The following is a 13382-nucleotide window of genomic DNA, read 5'->3' as shown; positions in this document are numbered from 1 at the left end:
CATGGCCTGAGAACAGAGACCTATGAAATCTTCCGCGAACGACCTCATCAACCTCGATCGACTGGCCGCGCAGATGGATGCGGCGGGGGTGGATGCCATCGTCGCGCGGGCGGGGCTCAATTTCACCTATCTGGCCGGCTTCGCCTATCCCGGCACGCTGGCGCGCCATGTCGATCTCGCAGATTCGCCGCGCGCCGTTTATCTGGTCTGGCCGCGTCAGGGTGAGCCGCGGATCATCGCCAACACCATCGCGGCGCCTCTTGCACAACGGGATTCCTGGGTCGCGCATTTCGACCTCTACGAGGGTTACACCGAAAAGCCGGCCGAGGCCTTGGCCCAGACGCTGAAGACGATGGGTCTGGCAGACGCCACTGTGGCGTTCGAGTGCGATTACGTCAGTATGGCGGATGGGGCGATTTTGCGTGCGCGATTGCCGCAGATGCGCATGGTCGATTCAACGGATTTGATGGAGCGGGTGCGCGCCATCAAGACGCCGGGTGAGATCGCTCGCCTGAAGCACGGCGCCCGCATTCTCGACAACGCCTTCCTCGCGCATTTCGCGACTGTCCGTCCCGGCATGCGGGAACGTGATCTGCATGCCGCCATCGTCGGCGAATGCATCATCGGCGGGTCGGAATTCACCCACGGAATCCTGAACTCGTCCCGCAATACGATGCCCTATGGCGGCGAGAGTGATTTCGTCTTTGAAGCGGGGGACGCCATCCGTACGGATTACGTCGCCTATTTCAACGGCTATCCCGGCCACCAGTCCCGCTGCGCGGTGGTGGGCGAACCGACCGCTGAACAGACGCGCGAATACCGCGTCATTCGCGACATCTACCGTTCGGTGAATGAGCAACTGGTTCCGGGCGTGACCGCAGGCGCCATCTACCAATGCGTGAAGGATCGCTTCGCTGAAGTTGGCATGCCGTACAATTCCATCCTCGCCGGTCATAGCGTCGGATGCTGGTGGCATCAGCAGGAACCAATGATCTCCCGCGACAATGCGCGCGTGTTGGAGGAGGGTATGGTGATCGCGATGGAGCCTTTCGTGAACCATTGGCATATCCAGGACATGCTGCTGATCGGCCGCGACGGGCCTGAACTGCTGTCCCCCGATTTCAACACCGATGACATCTTTGCCTGCGTCTGATCGCTCCACTCAAACCCCATCCTTGGAGGCTTTATCATGAACGAACTATCCGGCCTGACCCGACGCCGCGTTCTTCAAACGGTTGCCCTCGCGGCACCGGCGATCCTGATCGGTCGTGCGGCCCATGCCGAAACAACCTGGGACGCCGTGCGCCACCGTGGCGTTTTGAATACCGTGACCGAAATGCAGTTCGCCCCCTGGGACATGATCGTGGACGGCACATATGCCGGTGCCAACCGGGACCTGATCGATGCCGTCGGCGCTCAGCTCAAGCTGAAGGTCGCCTATAACGACATTCCCTGGGACGGCATTCTGCCCGGCGTCCAGGCTGGCCGTTTCGACCTCTGCATCGCGCCTGTCATGGCGACGAAGGAGCGGCTGACCCATTTCGCCTTTACCAACCCGATCGGCGCCGCCACCTCCGCCTTGATCAAGCGCACGGATGAGACGGGCATCACGATCGCCGCCGACATTTCCGGCAAGATCGTCGGCGTGGAGAAGGGTTCGCATGTCGTGCCCGATCTGCAAGCCTATTCCAAAACTCTGCCGAAGCCGGTCGACATTCGCGAATATCTCGATAGCAGCCAGGCCTATGCGGATCTCGCTTCCGGCCGCCTCGACGCCGTCGCCAATTCCTCACCGAGCCTCGCCTATCTCGCAGAGAAACGGCCTGAGACATTTGCGCTGGTCATGCCGCCCTTCGGCAAACCGACCTTTCTCTGCTGGGCCGCGCGTCTTCAAGACACGACGCTGACGGATGCCATCAATGGCGCGCTGCATGTGATCTCGGTGGATGGCCAGGTTGCTGCCATTCAGAAGAAGTGGTTCGGCGTGGTGACGCCGCTGCCGCAAAACCTGCCGACGCCGCTGATCTGATTTCCCGACCGTCGCGCGGCGAGACGGAGCTATAGGAGGTCCATGCAGCTCAGCGTCATCATGGACTCCTTGCCCTATCTGTTTCAGGCGTCGATCGCGACCGTCTGTTACACGCTCGGCGGCATCATCGTCGGTGCGGCACTGGCCATTCTGGTCTGTGCCGCACGGTTCTCGCGCTCGCCAATTCTTCAGCGATTGGCCCGCGCCCATGTGAGCGTGTTTCGTGGCATTCCGCTTCTCGTGCTGCTGATGCTGATCTTCTATTTGCTGCCCTTGATCGGCATCTTCGTGCCCGCCTCCGTCAGTGCCGTGCTGGCGCTCGGCCTTTGCACCAGCGGCTATTTGGCGGAGATGCTGCGCGGCGCGCTGCTCGCCATTCCTGCCGGTCAGACGGAGGTCGCGGAGGCATTGGGCATGACGGGCGTGGATGTCTGGCGCCGTATCCTACTGCCCCAGGCCATGCGCGGCTGCCTGCCGCAGGTGATTGGGGAGTTCATCGCCCTGATGAAGGCTTCGTCGTTGATTTCGGTGATCGGCATTTCCGAACTGACGCGCGTCAGCATGAACATCGCGGCGACGACCTTTCGGCCGCTGGAAGCCTATATCGGTGCCGGCATCTTCTACCTCGCCATCAATCTCTGCCTCGCGGGATGCGGCAATCTGGCCGAACGGCGTCTCGGGCGCGGAGTGCCGGCATGAGCAGCCTGGCGCTGCTGTGGCATTGGGCGCCGCTTCTGCTCAGCGGCATCGCGGTCACGCTCTGGAGCTGGCTGCTGGGCTCCTTGCTAGGCCTCGCCATCGGCTTTGTCGTGGCCCTGCTCAGGCGGCTGCCTCTTCGCCCGCTGCGTTGGGCCTTGCGCCTCTATGTCGAGGTCATTCGCGGCACGCCCTTTTTGCTTCAACTGTTTCTGCTCTATTCCGGCGGCCCCTTCATCGGCATTCGCCTCTCCGCCCTGGCGGCCGGAATCATCTGCCTCGGCGTGCATGCCGGCGCCTATTTCGCCGAAATCTTCCGGGCGGGTTTTGAGAGCTTGCCGAAAGGCCAGATCGAGGCAGCGTCGAGCTTCGGCATGACGCCGCTGCAAATCCTGTGGCGCATCAGCCTGCCGACCATGCTGGTGGCGATCTTTCCCTCGATCGTGTCGATGCTCATCAGCATCTCAAAGGAGACCGTCATTCTTTCGATCATCACCGTGCCGAACTTGATGTATCAGATCCAGAGCATGACGGTGGAGACCTATTCGGCCTTCGCGGGCATCATTGCACTCGCGGCCTTCTACTGGATCTTCGTCGAGAGTCTGGCGCGGATCTGCGCTCTGGTGGAGCGCCGGCTGACCTTCTTCATGCGCGCTGGTGCGGCATCATGAGTGCGCAACCGATGATCGATATCAGCGGCGTCAGCAAAAGCTACGGCTCCGTCGTCGTCTTGCGCGATGTCAGTCTGACGGTCGATGCGTCCGAGGTCGTGTGCCTGATCGGCGCAAGCGGTTCGGGCAAAAGCACGCTACTCCGCTGTATCAATTTCCTGGAGCGGTACGACAGCGGGGACATCCGGATCGGCGGGAAGCTGATCGGCTATGTCGATGATCCGAAAGGCCAGCGGCGCGTCATGCCCGGTCGGATGCTGCGCGAAATGCGGCGGGAGATCGGTTTCGTGTTCCAGCAGTTCAATCTTTGGCCGCATATGAGCGCGCTTCAGAATGTGATGGAGCCGCTTCTGCGCGTGCGTAGCTTGAAACCGGCAGCGGCCACGTTGCGGGCTGAGGCGGTGCTTGAGCGGGTCGGGCTCGCAGACAAACGGCACAGCTTTCCGCTGCGCATGTCGGGCGGCCAGCAGCAGCGGGTCGCGATCGCGCGGGCCTTGGTCATGGAGCCGACCCTGATGCTCTTCGATGAGCCGACATCTTCGCTCGATCCTGAACTGGTGGGTGAGGTTTTGCAGGTGATGAAGAGTCTGGCGGCGGATGGGATGACGATGGTGGTGGTAACCCATGAAATGGGCTTCGCGGCCCATGTGGCCAATCGCGTTGCCTTTCTGGACCATGGCCGCATCATCGCCTGCGGGCCATCGCGCCAGGTGCTGCATGACAGCGACGAACCGCGCGTGCGCCAGTTTCTACAGACCTATCACGACCGCACGAGTTTTTAGGAAAACGTCAACAGCGCGCGGGCCGCATCGGCATCGGCCGCAATCTGCACACGCAAGGCATCGAAACTCGCGAACTTCTGCTCCGCGCGCAAGAAGCTATGCAGCGACACGCCGATTTCCTGATCGTAGAGATCGCCGTCGAAATCGAAGATATTCACCTCCAACCGGCTTTCCAACGTGTCGTTCACTGTCGGGCGATGGCCGATATTCGCGACGCCATCATGGTGGCTGCCGTCCGGCAGATCGACCGTCACGGCATAAACACCGCGTGCGGGTTCCAGATGCGCCCCCAAGGCGAGGTTAGCAGTGGGGAAGCCGATGGTGCGGCCACGCTTGTCGCCATGCGCGACCACGGCACGAATGGTCCAAGGACGACCCAGCAGTGCATTGGCACGCTCGGGGTATCCGTCCTGCAACAGCCGGCGAATGCGCGTCGAGGAAATCGGGCCGCTCAGGTCGGTGAAGGCCGGGGCGATGGAAAGGCCGATGCCCAGCCGCTCAGCGCGCGCCGCCAGAAAGGCCACGTCCCCGCCACGGCGATGGCCGAAGGCGAAGTCCGCGCCGCAGACCAGATGGCTCGCGCCGATACGGTCATGCAGCACCCGCGTGACGAAATCCTCGGCCGTCTGCTGGCTGAAGGCATGGTCGAATCGCTGGGTGAACAGCCAGGCGACGTTGAGCGCGCCGAGGGCGGCAGCCTTCTCCGTCAGCAGGCTGAGGCGGAACGGTGGGTCGTCGGGTCGGAAGAAGGCACGCGGATGCGGCTCGAAGGTCAGGACCGCCAGGGGCGCCTCGGGTCGGGCGGCGTGCGCTGTGCGCAACACCGCCGCATGGCCAAGATGCACACCGTCGAAATTGCCCAGAGCGACGGTCGCCCCCCGTGCCTCCGGCGGCACGGGATCGTCAGGACCGATGATGCGAATGCTCATGCGATCGCAATGCCAGGGTGGCGGGCGGCGTTCAAGGTCACGCGCGGGGGTGGGACCGGCGCCACACGGCCATGAGCTGCGCGGTGTCCACTTCGGTATAGCGTTGGGTGGTGGAGAGGCTGGCATGGCCCAGCAGGTCCTGGATGGCGCGTAGATCGGCGCCCTGCGCCAGCAGATGGGTGGCGAAGGAATGCCGCAGCGCATGGGGTGTCGCATGTTCCGGCAGGCCGTTCTGGCGCCGGAAGGTGCGCAGGCTCTTTTGCGCGATCGCGGCGTCCAGCCGCTTGCCGCGCGCGCCCAGGAACAGCGGCGCGTCTCCCGCCGGTTGCCAGTGCAGGGCGACCCAGCGGGCCATCATTTCCCGCGCCAAGGGCAATACCGGCACGATTCGCGTCTTGCCGCCCTTACCCATCACGCGCAGCGGTGCGTCCGATCCGGGGAGCGGTGCCTGGCCACGATCGAGGCTCAGCGCCTCCGAGATCCGCAATCCGCAGCCATAGAGCAGCGTGAACAGCGCGGTGTCGCGCGCTTGCAGCGCCGCCACATCCGACACTTCACCGATTTCGGTTGCGATGGCGCGGGCGTCGATGACGGTGAGGGCACGGGGCAGCGGCTTCCGCGCGCGGGGTGTCGCCACCAGGCCGATGGCGGCCACGGCGATGCCGTGGTCGCGCTCGACATAACGAAGGAAGGATTTGACCGCCGACAGCTTCTTGGCGCGGGTGGCATTGCTCAGATTGTCCGCCGCCGCCTCCGCCAACCAGCCACGAAAGTCGGCGGGCGTCAGCCGAGCGAGGTCGGCGAGAGTCGGCTCGGCCCCGAGATGACGCGTAAGGAAACCGAGGAACCCGGCCAGATCCCGGCCATAGGTTTCCACTGTCAGCCGCGCGGCGCGACGTTCGGAGGTGAGCCAGACGAGCCACGCCTGTCGCGAGACCTCCGCCGTGGCAGCGGGTCGCGCCGCCGTGTAGGTAGCGGGGATGTCAGCACTCATGAGGGCGAGAATAGGGACGATCCCGCCATGACGCGAGCGCCGGATCGCGTCTCGGTTCTGCTGCCCTTTCCGCTCGGCGCGCCTTTCGATTACCGTCGACCTGCTGGAATGGATGTCGCGCCGGGGGACGTCGTCTTGGTTCCGCTCCAGGGCAAATCTGTCCATGGCGTGGTCTGGGACACGGCGCCGGACCCCGATCTGCCGCCAGGAAAGCTCAAAGCCCTGGCGCCCGCGCCGGGCCTGCCGCATCTCGCGGCGCCCTTGCGCCGCTTCATCGACTGGGTGGCCGCCTACACGCTGTCGCCCCCCGGTGAGGTGCTGGCGATGGCGATTCGCGCCCCCTTGCTGGTGGCGCCGCCCGCCCGCCTCGGCACCGGATGGCTGCCCGCCGAGGGGATGGTGGAGACCGAGTCGCTGACCCCGGCGCGTCGTCGCGTGCTGGAGGTTTTGGCCGATGGCCGCGCGCGGGGCCTCGCCGATCTGATTCGCGAAGCGGGCGTCGGCCCCGGCGTCGCCCGCGCCATGGCGGATCGCGGCTTGCTGCGTCCGGTCGCGATCACCCGGCCGGATGCCTTCGGGCGGCCCGACCCGGATTATGCCGGCGCGCCGACGCTGTCGCCGCAGCAGGCCGAGGCCGCGACCACCCTTGCGGCGGCGGTGCACGACCACGCCTTCTCAGTCACTTTGCTCGACGGCGTCACCGGCTCGGGCAAGACCGAAACCTATCTGGAGGCGGTGGCCGAGGCCGTGCGCCAAGGGCGGCAAAGCCTGATCCTGTTGCCGGAAATCGCCCTCTCGGCGCAGTGGCTCGATCGCTTCGCCCGCCGTTTCGGTGTGGCACCGGCGGTCTGGCATTCCGACCTCAGCCCCGCCGTCCGTCGCCGCACCTGGCGGGCCGTCGCCTCCGGCCAGGCGCCGGTGGTGGTGGGCGCGCGGTCTGCGTTGTTCCTGCCCTTCCCTGCACTCGGCCTCATCGTGGTGGATGAGGAGCACGAGACCGCCTTCAAGCAAGAAGAGGGCGTCATCTACCACGCGCGGGATATGGCGGTGGTCCGCGCCCGTATGGAGACCGCCCCGATCGTGCTGGTGTCCGCCACGCCGTCCCTGGAGACCACCGCCAATGTCGAAGCCGGGCGCTACGGCCACCTCAACCTGCCATCCCGCCATGGCGGCGCGGCGCTGCCTGATGTCATCGCCATCGACCAGCGCAAGGCGCCGCCAGAGCGCGGGCGCTTCCTGTCGCCGCCGCTGGTCGATGCCATCGCCGAAACCTTGGCGCGGGGCGAGCAGGCGATGCTGTTTCTCAACCGTCGCGGCTATGCACCGCTGACGCTGTGCCGCCATTGCGGACACCGATTCGCCTGTAAGAACTGCACCGCCTGGCTGGTCGAGCATCGTCGCCGCCGGCTGCTGCAATGCCACCATTGCGGCCATACCGAAGGCGTGCCGAAGGCCTGCCCGGCCTGCGACACCGAAGACAGCCTAACGGCGGTGGGTCCCGGTGTGGAGCGCATCACCGAGGAAGCGGCGCTGCTATTCCCCGATGCGCGGCTTTTGGTGATGGCGAGCGACACGCTCGGCGGTCCCGAAGGCGCCGCGCGCGCTGCTCAGGCGATCACGGATCGTACCGTCGACCTCATCATCGGCACCCAGATCGTCGCCAAGGGCTGGCATTTCCCCCATCTGACGCTCGTCGGCGTGGTCGATGCCGATCTCGGCCTCGCCGGGGGTGACCTCCGCGCTGGGGAGCGGACCTTGCAGCTCCTGCATCAGGTGGCGGGGCGGGCAGGGCGCGCGGAAGCGCCCGGCCGCGTGCTGTTGCAGACCTTCTCGCCCGAGCATCCCGTGATGAAGGCCCTCATCGGCGGCGATATCGCGGCCTTTATGGAGGCGGAGGCGGCGGCGCGTCGTCCGGGCCACTGGCCGCCCTACGGCCGTTTGGCGGCGCTCATCATTTATGGTGAGGATGTCATGGAGACCGATCGCGTAGCGGCGGCGCTGGGTCGTGCGGCGCCCCATGGCGAGGGGATCGAGGTATTGGGCCCGGCGCCTGCGCCGCTCGCCATGCTGCGGGGAAGACACCGGCGGCGCCTGCTTCTCAAGACCCGGCGGGACATTGCGGTGCAGCCACTGTTACGCGAATGGCTGGCGCGGGTTCCCGCGCCGAGGGCGGTGCGCGTGGACGTGGATGTGGATCCCGTGAGCTTCCTGTGACGCTTAACGCACGGTCGAGCCTTGCAAATCCGCCCGTCCTCCGTTGCTTCGCCCAAACCCCTATGATAGGTCCGCCCCACGAAGACAGAGGCGTCTCGCAATCCGTCGCAACAGCGGCGACATGTGCGAGCAACATATGACGGGTAGGACACGTGGCCTCGGGCGGCGCAAAGAATTCTCCAAACCAGATCCTCGCGGGGCGCTATGCCACCGCGCTCTATTCCTATGCGGAGGAGACGGGTGACCTCGACCGGGTCATCGAGGAGATGGACGCCCTGGGTCGTCTGATCGACGAGAGCGCCGATTTCCGCAACCTCCTCTCCAATCCGTTGATCGATGCCGAGGAAGGGACCAAGGCGGCACGCGCCGTTCTGCAATCCCAGGGCTTCGGCAAGATCGTGCAGGATTTCGTGGGCGTCGTGGCCGTCAATCGCCGCCTGTTTTTCTTGCGTGCCATCGTGCGCGGCTTCGCAGCCCTTGTGGATGAGAAGCGCGGCGTGATTGCGGCGGCGGTCGCTTCGGCGCATCCGCTGAGCGATGTCCAGCGCACCCAGCTCCGTGCCCGCCTGACCGAATTGGGCTATGGGCGCGTGGCCATTACCGAGACGGTCGATCCGTCTCTTCTCGGCGGGCTTGTCGTCAAACTCGGCGCCCGTCTCTATGACACCAGCCTGAAGTCGCGCCTACAGCGACTGCAATACGCGATGAAGGGAGCCGCCTGACATGGAGATCCGCCCGGCAGAGATCTCGGAGATCCTGAAGAAGCAGATCGCCAGCTTCGACACCGACGCTAACGTGGCCGAGACGGGCCAGGTGTTGAGCGTCGGCGATGGCATCGCTCAGGTCTTCGGGCTGCAGAATGTGATGGCCGGCGAGCTGGTGGAATTCCCCGGCGTCGGCCTCAAGGGCATGGCCCTGAACCTCGCCGCCGACAGCGTCGGCGTGGTGATCTTTGGCGAGGATAGCGGCATCCGCGAGGGTGACACCGTGGTCCGCACCGGTGACATCGTGGACGTTCCGGTCGGCAAGGAATTGCTCGGCCGCGTGGTCGATGGTCTCGGCAATCCGATCGACGGTCGCGGCCCGATTGCTACGACCCAGCGCCGCCGCGCCGAGGTCAAGGCACCGGGCATCATTCCCCGCAAGTCGGTGCATGAGCCCATGCAGACCGGCATCAAGTCGATCGACGCCCTGATCCCGATCGGCCGTGGCCAGCGCGAGCTGATCATCGGTGATCGTCAGACCGGCAAGACTGCTGTCATCATCGACACCATCATCAATCAGAAGACGATCAACGCCGGCAGCGACGAGAGCAAGAAGCTCTATTGCATCTATGTCGCCATCGGCCAGAAGCGCTCGACCGTGGCGCAGCTCGTCCGCACCTTGGAAGAGTATGGCGCGATGGAATATTCCATCGTCGTCGCCGCCACGGCGTCCGAGCCGGCGCCCTTGCAGTTCCTGGCGCCCTATACCGCCTGCGCCATGGGCGAGTATTTCCGCGACAACGGCATGCATGCGCTGATCGCCTATGACGATCTGTCCAAGCAGGCCGTGGCTTACCGCCAAATGTCGCTGCTGCTGCGCCGCCCGCCGGGCCGCGAGGCCTATCCGGGCGACGTCTTCTACCTGCATTCCCGCTTGCTGGAGCGCGCCGCGAAAATGTCGGACGCCGAAGGCGCGGGCAGCCTCACGGCGCTGCCGGTGATCGAAACCCAAGCGGGTGACGTTTCGGCCTATATCCCGACGAACGTGATCTCGATCACGGACGGCCAGATCTTCCTGGAGACCGAGCTGTTCTTCAAGGGTATCCGCCCGGCCGTGAACGTCGGCGTCAGCGTTTCCCGCGTTGGGTCCGCCGCGCAGATCAAGGCGATGAAGCAGGTCTCCGGCCGCATCAAGCTGGACCTCGCCCAGTATCGCGAAATGCAGGCCTTCAGCCAGTTCGCGTCCGACCTCGACCCGTCGACCCAGAAACTTCTGGCCCGAGGCGCGCGGCTGACCGAGTTGCTGAAGCAGCCGCAGTTCCACCCGCTGCCGGTGGAAGAGGAAGCGGTGGTCATCTTCGCCGGCGTGCGTGGTCTGATCGACCGCGTGCCCGTCGCCAAGGTGGTGGAGTTCGAGCGCCACTATATCGCTGAGCTGAAGTCGCGTGAGCCCGGCCTGCTCGACTCGGTTCGCAATGACCGCGAGTTCAAGCCGGACGTGGACAAGAAGCTCACGGAGTTCGTGACCAAGCTTGTCGACTCCTTCGTATCCTGAGGCCGGCGGAAGAACTGAACGATGCCGAGCCTGAAGGCCCTCCGAATTCGGATCAACAGCGTCAAGTCGACGCAGAAGATCACGAGCGCCATGAAGATGGTCGCGGCGTCCAAGCTCCGCCGCGCGCAGGCGCAGGCGGAGGCGGCGCAGCCTTACGCCGACCGGATGGAGCGGATGCTGAGCGCGCTTGCGGACAGCATGGCCGACCAGCCAGCCGGCACAGTCTCGCCCTTGCTTGCGGGCACCGGGCGCGACCAGAAGCACCTGATCGTCAATGTGACGGCCGATCGCGGCCTCGCCGGCGGCTTCAACACCAACTCCGCCCGCGCCGCGCGGCTGCTTCTTCGCCGTTTGGAATCAGAGGGCAAGTCGGTGAAGCTGCTCACCATCGGCCGCAAGGGGCGTGATTATTTGCGCCGCGAGTTCGCCGACAAGGTGATCGACAATCCGATGGAGGGCGGCAAGAAGCGCCCTGAGTTCAGCGATGCCGAACTGGTGTCGCAAAAGATCCAGCAAATGCTGGCGGCCGGTGAGGTCGATGTCGTGACGCTGGTCTATAATCGCTTCCAGAGCGTCATGACCCAGGTGCCGACCGAGCTTCAGCTCGTTCCGATGGCGCGCGACGAGGATAAGTCGAAGACGGATGGCGGCGAAGACAAGCCGACTTACGAATTCGAGCCCGACGAGGATGAGATTTTGGCCCGCCTGCTGCCACGGGCTCTCGGTATTCAGATCTACCGGGCCATGCTGGATAACGAGGCCGGCTTCTACGCTGCGCAGATGACCGCCATGGATGGCGCCACGCGCAACGCCGGCGACATGATCAAGCGCCTGACACTGAATTACAATCGCGCTCGTCAGGCGAATATTACTTCGGAGCTGATCGAGATCATCTCCGGCGCGGAAGCCGTTTAAGCAGCGCATAGGTCAGGATTCGGAAATGGCGAATAATTCGGTCGGTAAGGTCACGCAGGTTCTGGGTGCTGTCGTCGATGTCCAGTTCGAGGGCGAGTTGCCCTTCATCTACAACGCACTGACCACAAAGATCGGGGATCGTACCCTGGTGCTGGAAGTGTCGCAGGAACTGGGCGAGCGCACGATCCGCGCCATCGCCATGGACACGACGGACGGTCTGGTCCGCGGCCAAGAAGTGACGGATACCGGCGCGGCGATCTCGGTGCCGGTGGGCCCCGCCACGCTCGGCCGCATCCTGAACGTCATCGGCGAGCCGATCGATGAGCGCGGCCCGGTTGAGGGTGTGAAGCGCATGCCGATCCATCGCGAAGCGCCCTCCTTCGAGGAGCAGGCCGTAAGCGCTGAAATCCTCGTCACCGGAATCAAAGTCGTCGATCTCCTCGCGCCCTACCTGAAGGGCGGCAAGATCGGCCTGTTCGGCGGCGCCGGCGTCGGCAAGACCGTGCTCATCCAGGAACTGATCAATAATATCGCCAAGGAGCACGGCGGCGTGTCGGTCTTCGCCGGCGTGGGTGAGCGCACCCGTGAGGGTAACGATCTCTATTACGAAATGATGGATGCGGGCGTCATCAAGACCGATGGCGAGGGCTCCAAGGTGGCGCTCGTCTATGGCCAGATGAATGAGCCGCCGGGCGCCCGCATGCGCGTCGCCCTCTCGGGCCTGACCCTTGCGGAATACTTCCGCGATGAGGAAGGCCAGGACGTGCTGTTCTTCGTGGACAATATCTTCCGCTTCACCCAGGCGGGCGCCGAGGTTTCGGCTCTGCTGGGCCGCATCCCGTCGGCCGTGGGCTATCAGCCGACGCTCGCGACCGATATGGGCCAGTTGCAGGAGCGGATCACCTCCACCAACAAGGGCTCGATCACCTCGGTTCAGGCGATCTATGTGCCTGCCGATGATTTGACCGATCCGGCGCCGGCCACGTCCTTCGCCCATTTGGATGCGACGACCGTGCTGTCGCGCTCCATCGCCGAGCAGGGTATCTACCCGGCGGTCGATCCGCTGGATTCGACCTCGCGCTCGCTCGATCCGCGGATCGTGGGTGAGGAGCATTATGCCGTCGCCCGTGAGGTTCAGCGGGTGCTGCAAACCTACAAGTCGCTGCAGGACATCATCGCCATTCTGGGTATGGATGAGCTGTCCGAGGACGATAAGGCGATCGTCGCCCGCGCCCGCAAGATTCAGCGCTTCCTCAGCCAGCCCTTCCATGTCGCGGAAGTCTTCACCGGCTCCCCGGGTGTCTTTGTGCAGGTCGCGGATACCATCAAGGCCTTCAAGGACATCTGCGCGGGCAAGTATGACGATCTGCCGGAAGGTGCCTTCTACATGGTCGGCACCATCGAGGAGGCCGTGAAGAAGGCCGAGAAAATGCGCGAGACGGCCTGAACTCGGTCTGATCTAGGATAAGCCCCGTGCCACTCGCTCTAGAGATCGTAAGCCCCGAGAAGCTGCTCGTGTCGGAGTCCGTCGATATGGTCGTCATTCCGGCCTCGGAAGGCGACATCGGCGTGCTACCCGAGCATAGCCGCATGATCGTGCTGTTGCGGGGCGGCGAGGTAATTCTCTACACCGGCGAGCAGATCACTGCCCGGTACTTCGTGACCGGCGGTTTCGCCGAGATTACGGAAGAGCGCTGCACGGTGCTGGCCGATACGGCCGAGCCCTCTGCCTTGCTCGATCGCGCGAAGGGCGAGACGCAGCTTCAGGATGCGCTGCGTGAGTTGTCGGACGCCGATAAAGCCGGCCAGGTCGATCGTCTCGTCCCGCTGATGGAGCGCGTGCAGGTCGCCCAGGCGATCGTCGATACGGCCGCCGCGCAAGGCTGAGTTTTG

At 64.7% G+C, this 13382-nt stretch carries 13 protein-coding genes; 11 read left to right on the top strand and 2 right to left on the bottom strand.

Annotated elements, in window-relative coordinates:
* Positions 1-22: 22 nt before the first annotated feature.
* From QP803_RS14780 to QP803_RS14760, 5 genes are read left to right on the top strand one after another with little or no spacing between them, the layout of a single operon-like run.
* Positions 23-1153 (top strand): M24 family metallopeptidase, encoded by a 1131-nt coding sequence (locus QP803_RS14780; protein WP_284944241.1) that lies wholly within the window; start codon positions 23-25, stop codon positions 1151-1153.
* A 36-nt stretch (positions 1154-1189) separates the two neighbouring features.
* Positions 1190-2029, top strand: coding sequence for a transporter substrate-binding domain-containing protein (locus QP803_RS14775; RefSeq protein ID WP_284944240.1), 840 nt, complete (start codon positions 1190-1192; stop codon positions 2027-2029).
* Between the two features lie 42 nt (positions 2030-2071).
* Positions 2072-2728 carry an amino acid ABC transporter permease gene (locus QP803_RS14770; protein ID WP_284944239.1) on the top strand — a complete coding sequence of 219 codons (657 nt, stop codon included), beginning with the start codon at positions 2072-2074 and terminating at the stop codon, positions 2726-2728.
* Complete coding sequence (locus QP803_RS14765) at positions 2725-3396, top strand: amino acid ABC transporter permease (protein WP_284944238.1); 672 nt, start codon at positions 2725-2727, stop codon at positions 3394-3396. The genes QP803_RS14770 and QP803_RS14765 overlap by 4 nt, the downstream gene beginning before the upstream one ends.
* Positions 3393-4178 (top strand): amino acid ABC transporter ATP-binding protein, encoded by a 786-nt coding sequence (locus QP803_RS14760; protein WP_284944237.1) that lies wholly within the window; start codon positions 3393-3395, stop codon positions 4176-4178. Before QP803_RS14765 ends, QP803_RS14760 begins: the two co-directional genes overlap by 4 nt.
* Here QP803_RS14760 and QP803_RS14755 read toward each other — a convergent pair.
* Both QP803_RS14755 and QP803_RS14750 read right to left on the bottom strand, forming a co-directional pair.
* The gene (locus QP803_RS14755; protein ID WP_284944236.1) at positions 4175-5107 is read right to left on the bottom strand and encodes a bifunctional riboflavin kinase/FAD synthetase; all 933 of its coding nucleotides are present in this window, start codon (positions 5105-5107) and stop codon (positions 4175-4177) included. The genes QP803_RS14760 and QP803_RS14755 overlap by 4 nt on opposite strands.
* Before the next feature lie 37 nt (positions 5108-5144).
* Positions 5145-6101 carry a tyrosine recombinase XerC gene (locus tag QP803_RS14750; protein ID WP_284944235.1) on the bottom strand — a complete coding sequence of 319 codons (957 nt, stop codon included), beginning with the start codon at positions 6099-6101 and terminating at the stop codon, positions 5145-5147.
* Positions 6102-6128: 27 nt separating this feature from the next.
* Here QP803_RS14750 and QP803_RS14745 point away from each other — a divergent pair, with 27 nt between their 5' ends.
* From QP803_RS14745 to atpC, 6 genes are all read left to right on the top strand, one after another.
* A complete protein-coding gene (locus tag QP803_RS14745; protein WP_284944234.1) occupies positions 6129-8315 on the top strand; it encodes a primosomal protein N' in 2187 nt (728 codons plus the stop codon).
* A gap of 152 nt (positions 8316-8467) precedes the next feature.
* The gene (locus tag QP803_RS14740; RefSeq protein ID WP_284944233.1) at positions 8468-9037 is read left to right on the top strand and encodes a F0F1 ATP synthase subunit delta; all 570 of its coding nucleotides are present in this window, start codon (positions 8468-8470) and stop codon (positions 9035-9037) included.
* Between the two features lies 1 nt (position 9038).
* Entirely contained in the window at positions 9039-10574 is a 1536-nt protein-coding gene (gene atpA, locus QP803_RS14735) for a F0F1 ATP synthase subunit alpha (protein WP_284944232.1), read from the top strand.
* A 21-nt stretch (positions 10575-10595) separates the two neighbouring features.
* The gene (locus QP803_RS14730) at positions 10596-11489 is read left to right on the top strand and encodes a F0F1 ATP synthase subunit gamma (RefSeq protein ID WP_284944231.1); all 894 of its coding nucleotides are present in this window, start codon (positions 10596-10598) and stop codon (positions 11487-11489) included.
* 25 nt (positions 11490-11514) lie between these two features.
* Positions 11515-12936 (top strand): F0F1 ATP synthase subunit beta, encoded by a 1422-nt coding sequence (gene atpD, locus QP803_RS14725; RefSeq protein WP_284944230.1) that lies wholly within the window; start codon positions 11515-11517, stop codon positions 12934-12936.
* Between the two features lie 26 nt (positions 12937-12962).
* On the top strand, positions 12963-13376 hold the full coding sequence (atpC, locus tag QP803_RS14720) for an ATP synthase F1 subunit epsilon (RefSeq protein WP_284944228.1): 414 nt from the start codon (positions 12963-12965) through the stop codon (positions 13374-13376).
* Positions 13377-13382 lie beyond the last annotated feature (6 nt).

This window comes from Acidisoma sp. PAMC 29798, from assembly GCF_030252425.1.
GTDB classification, from domain to species: domain Bacteria; phylum Pseudomonadota; class Alphaproteobacteria; order Acetobacterales; family Acetobacteraceae; genus Acidisoma; species Acidisoma cladoniae.
The sequence above is the reverse complement of the archived record's forward strand: the minus strand, read 5'-3'. Positions and strand labels throughout refer to the sequence as shown.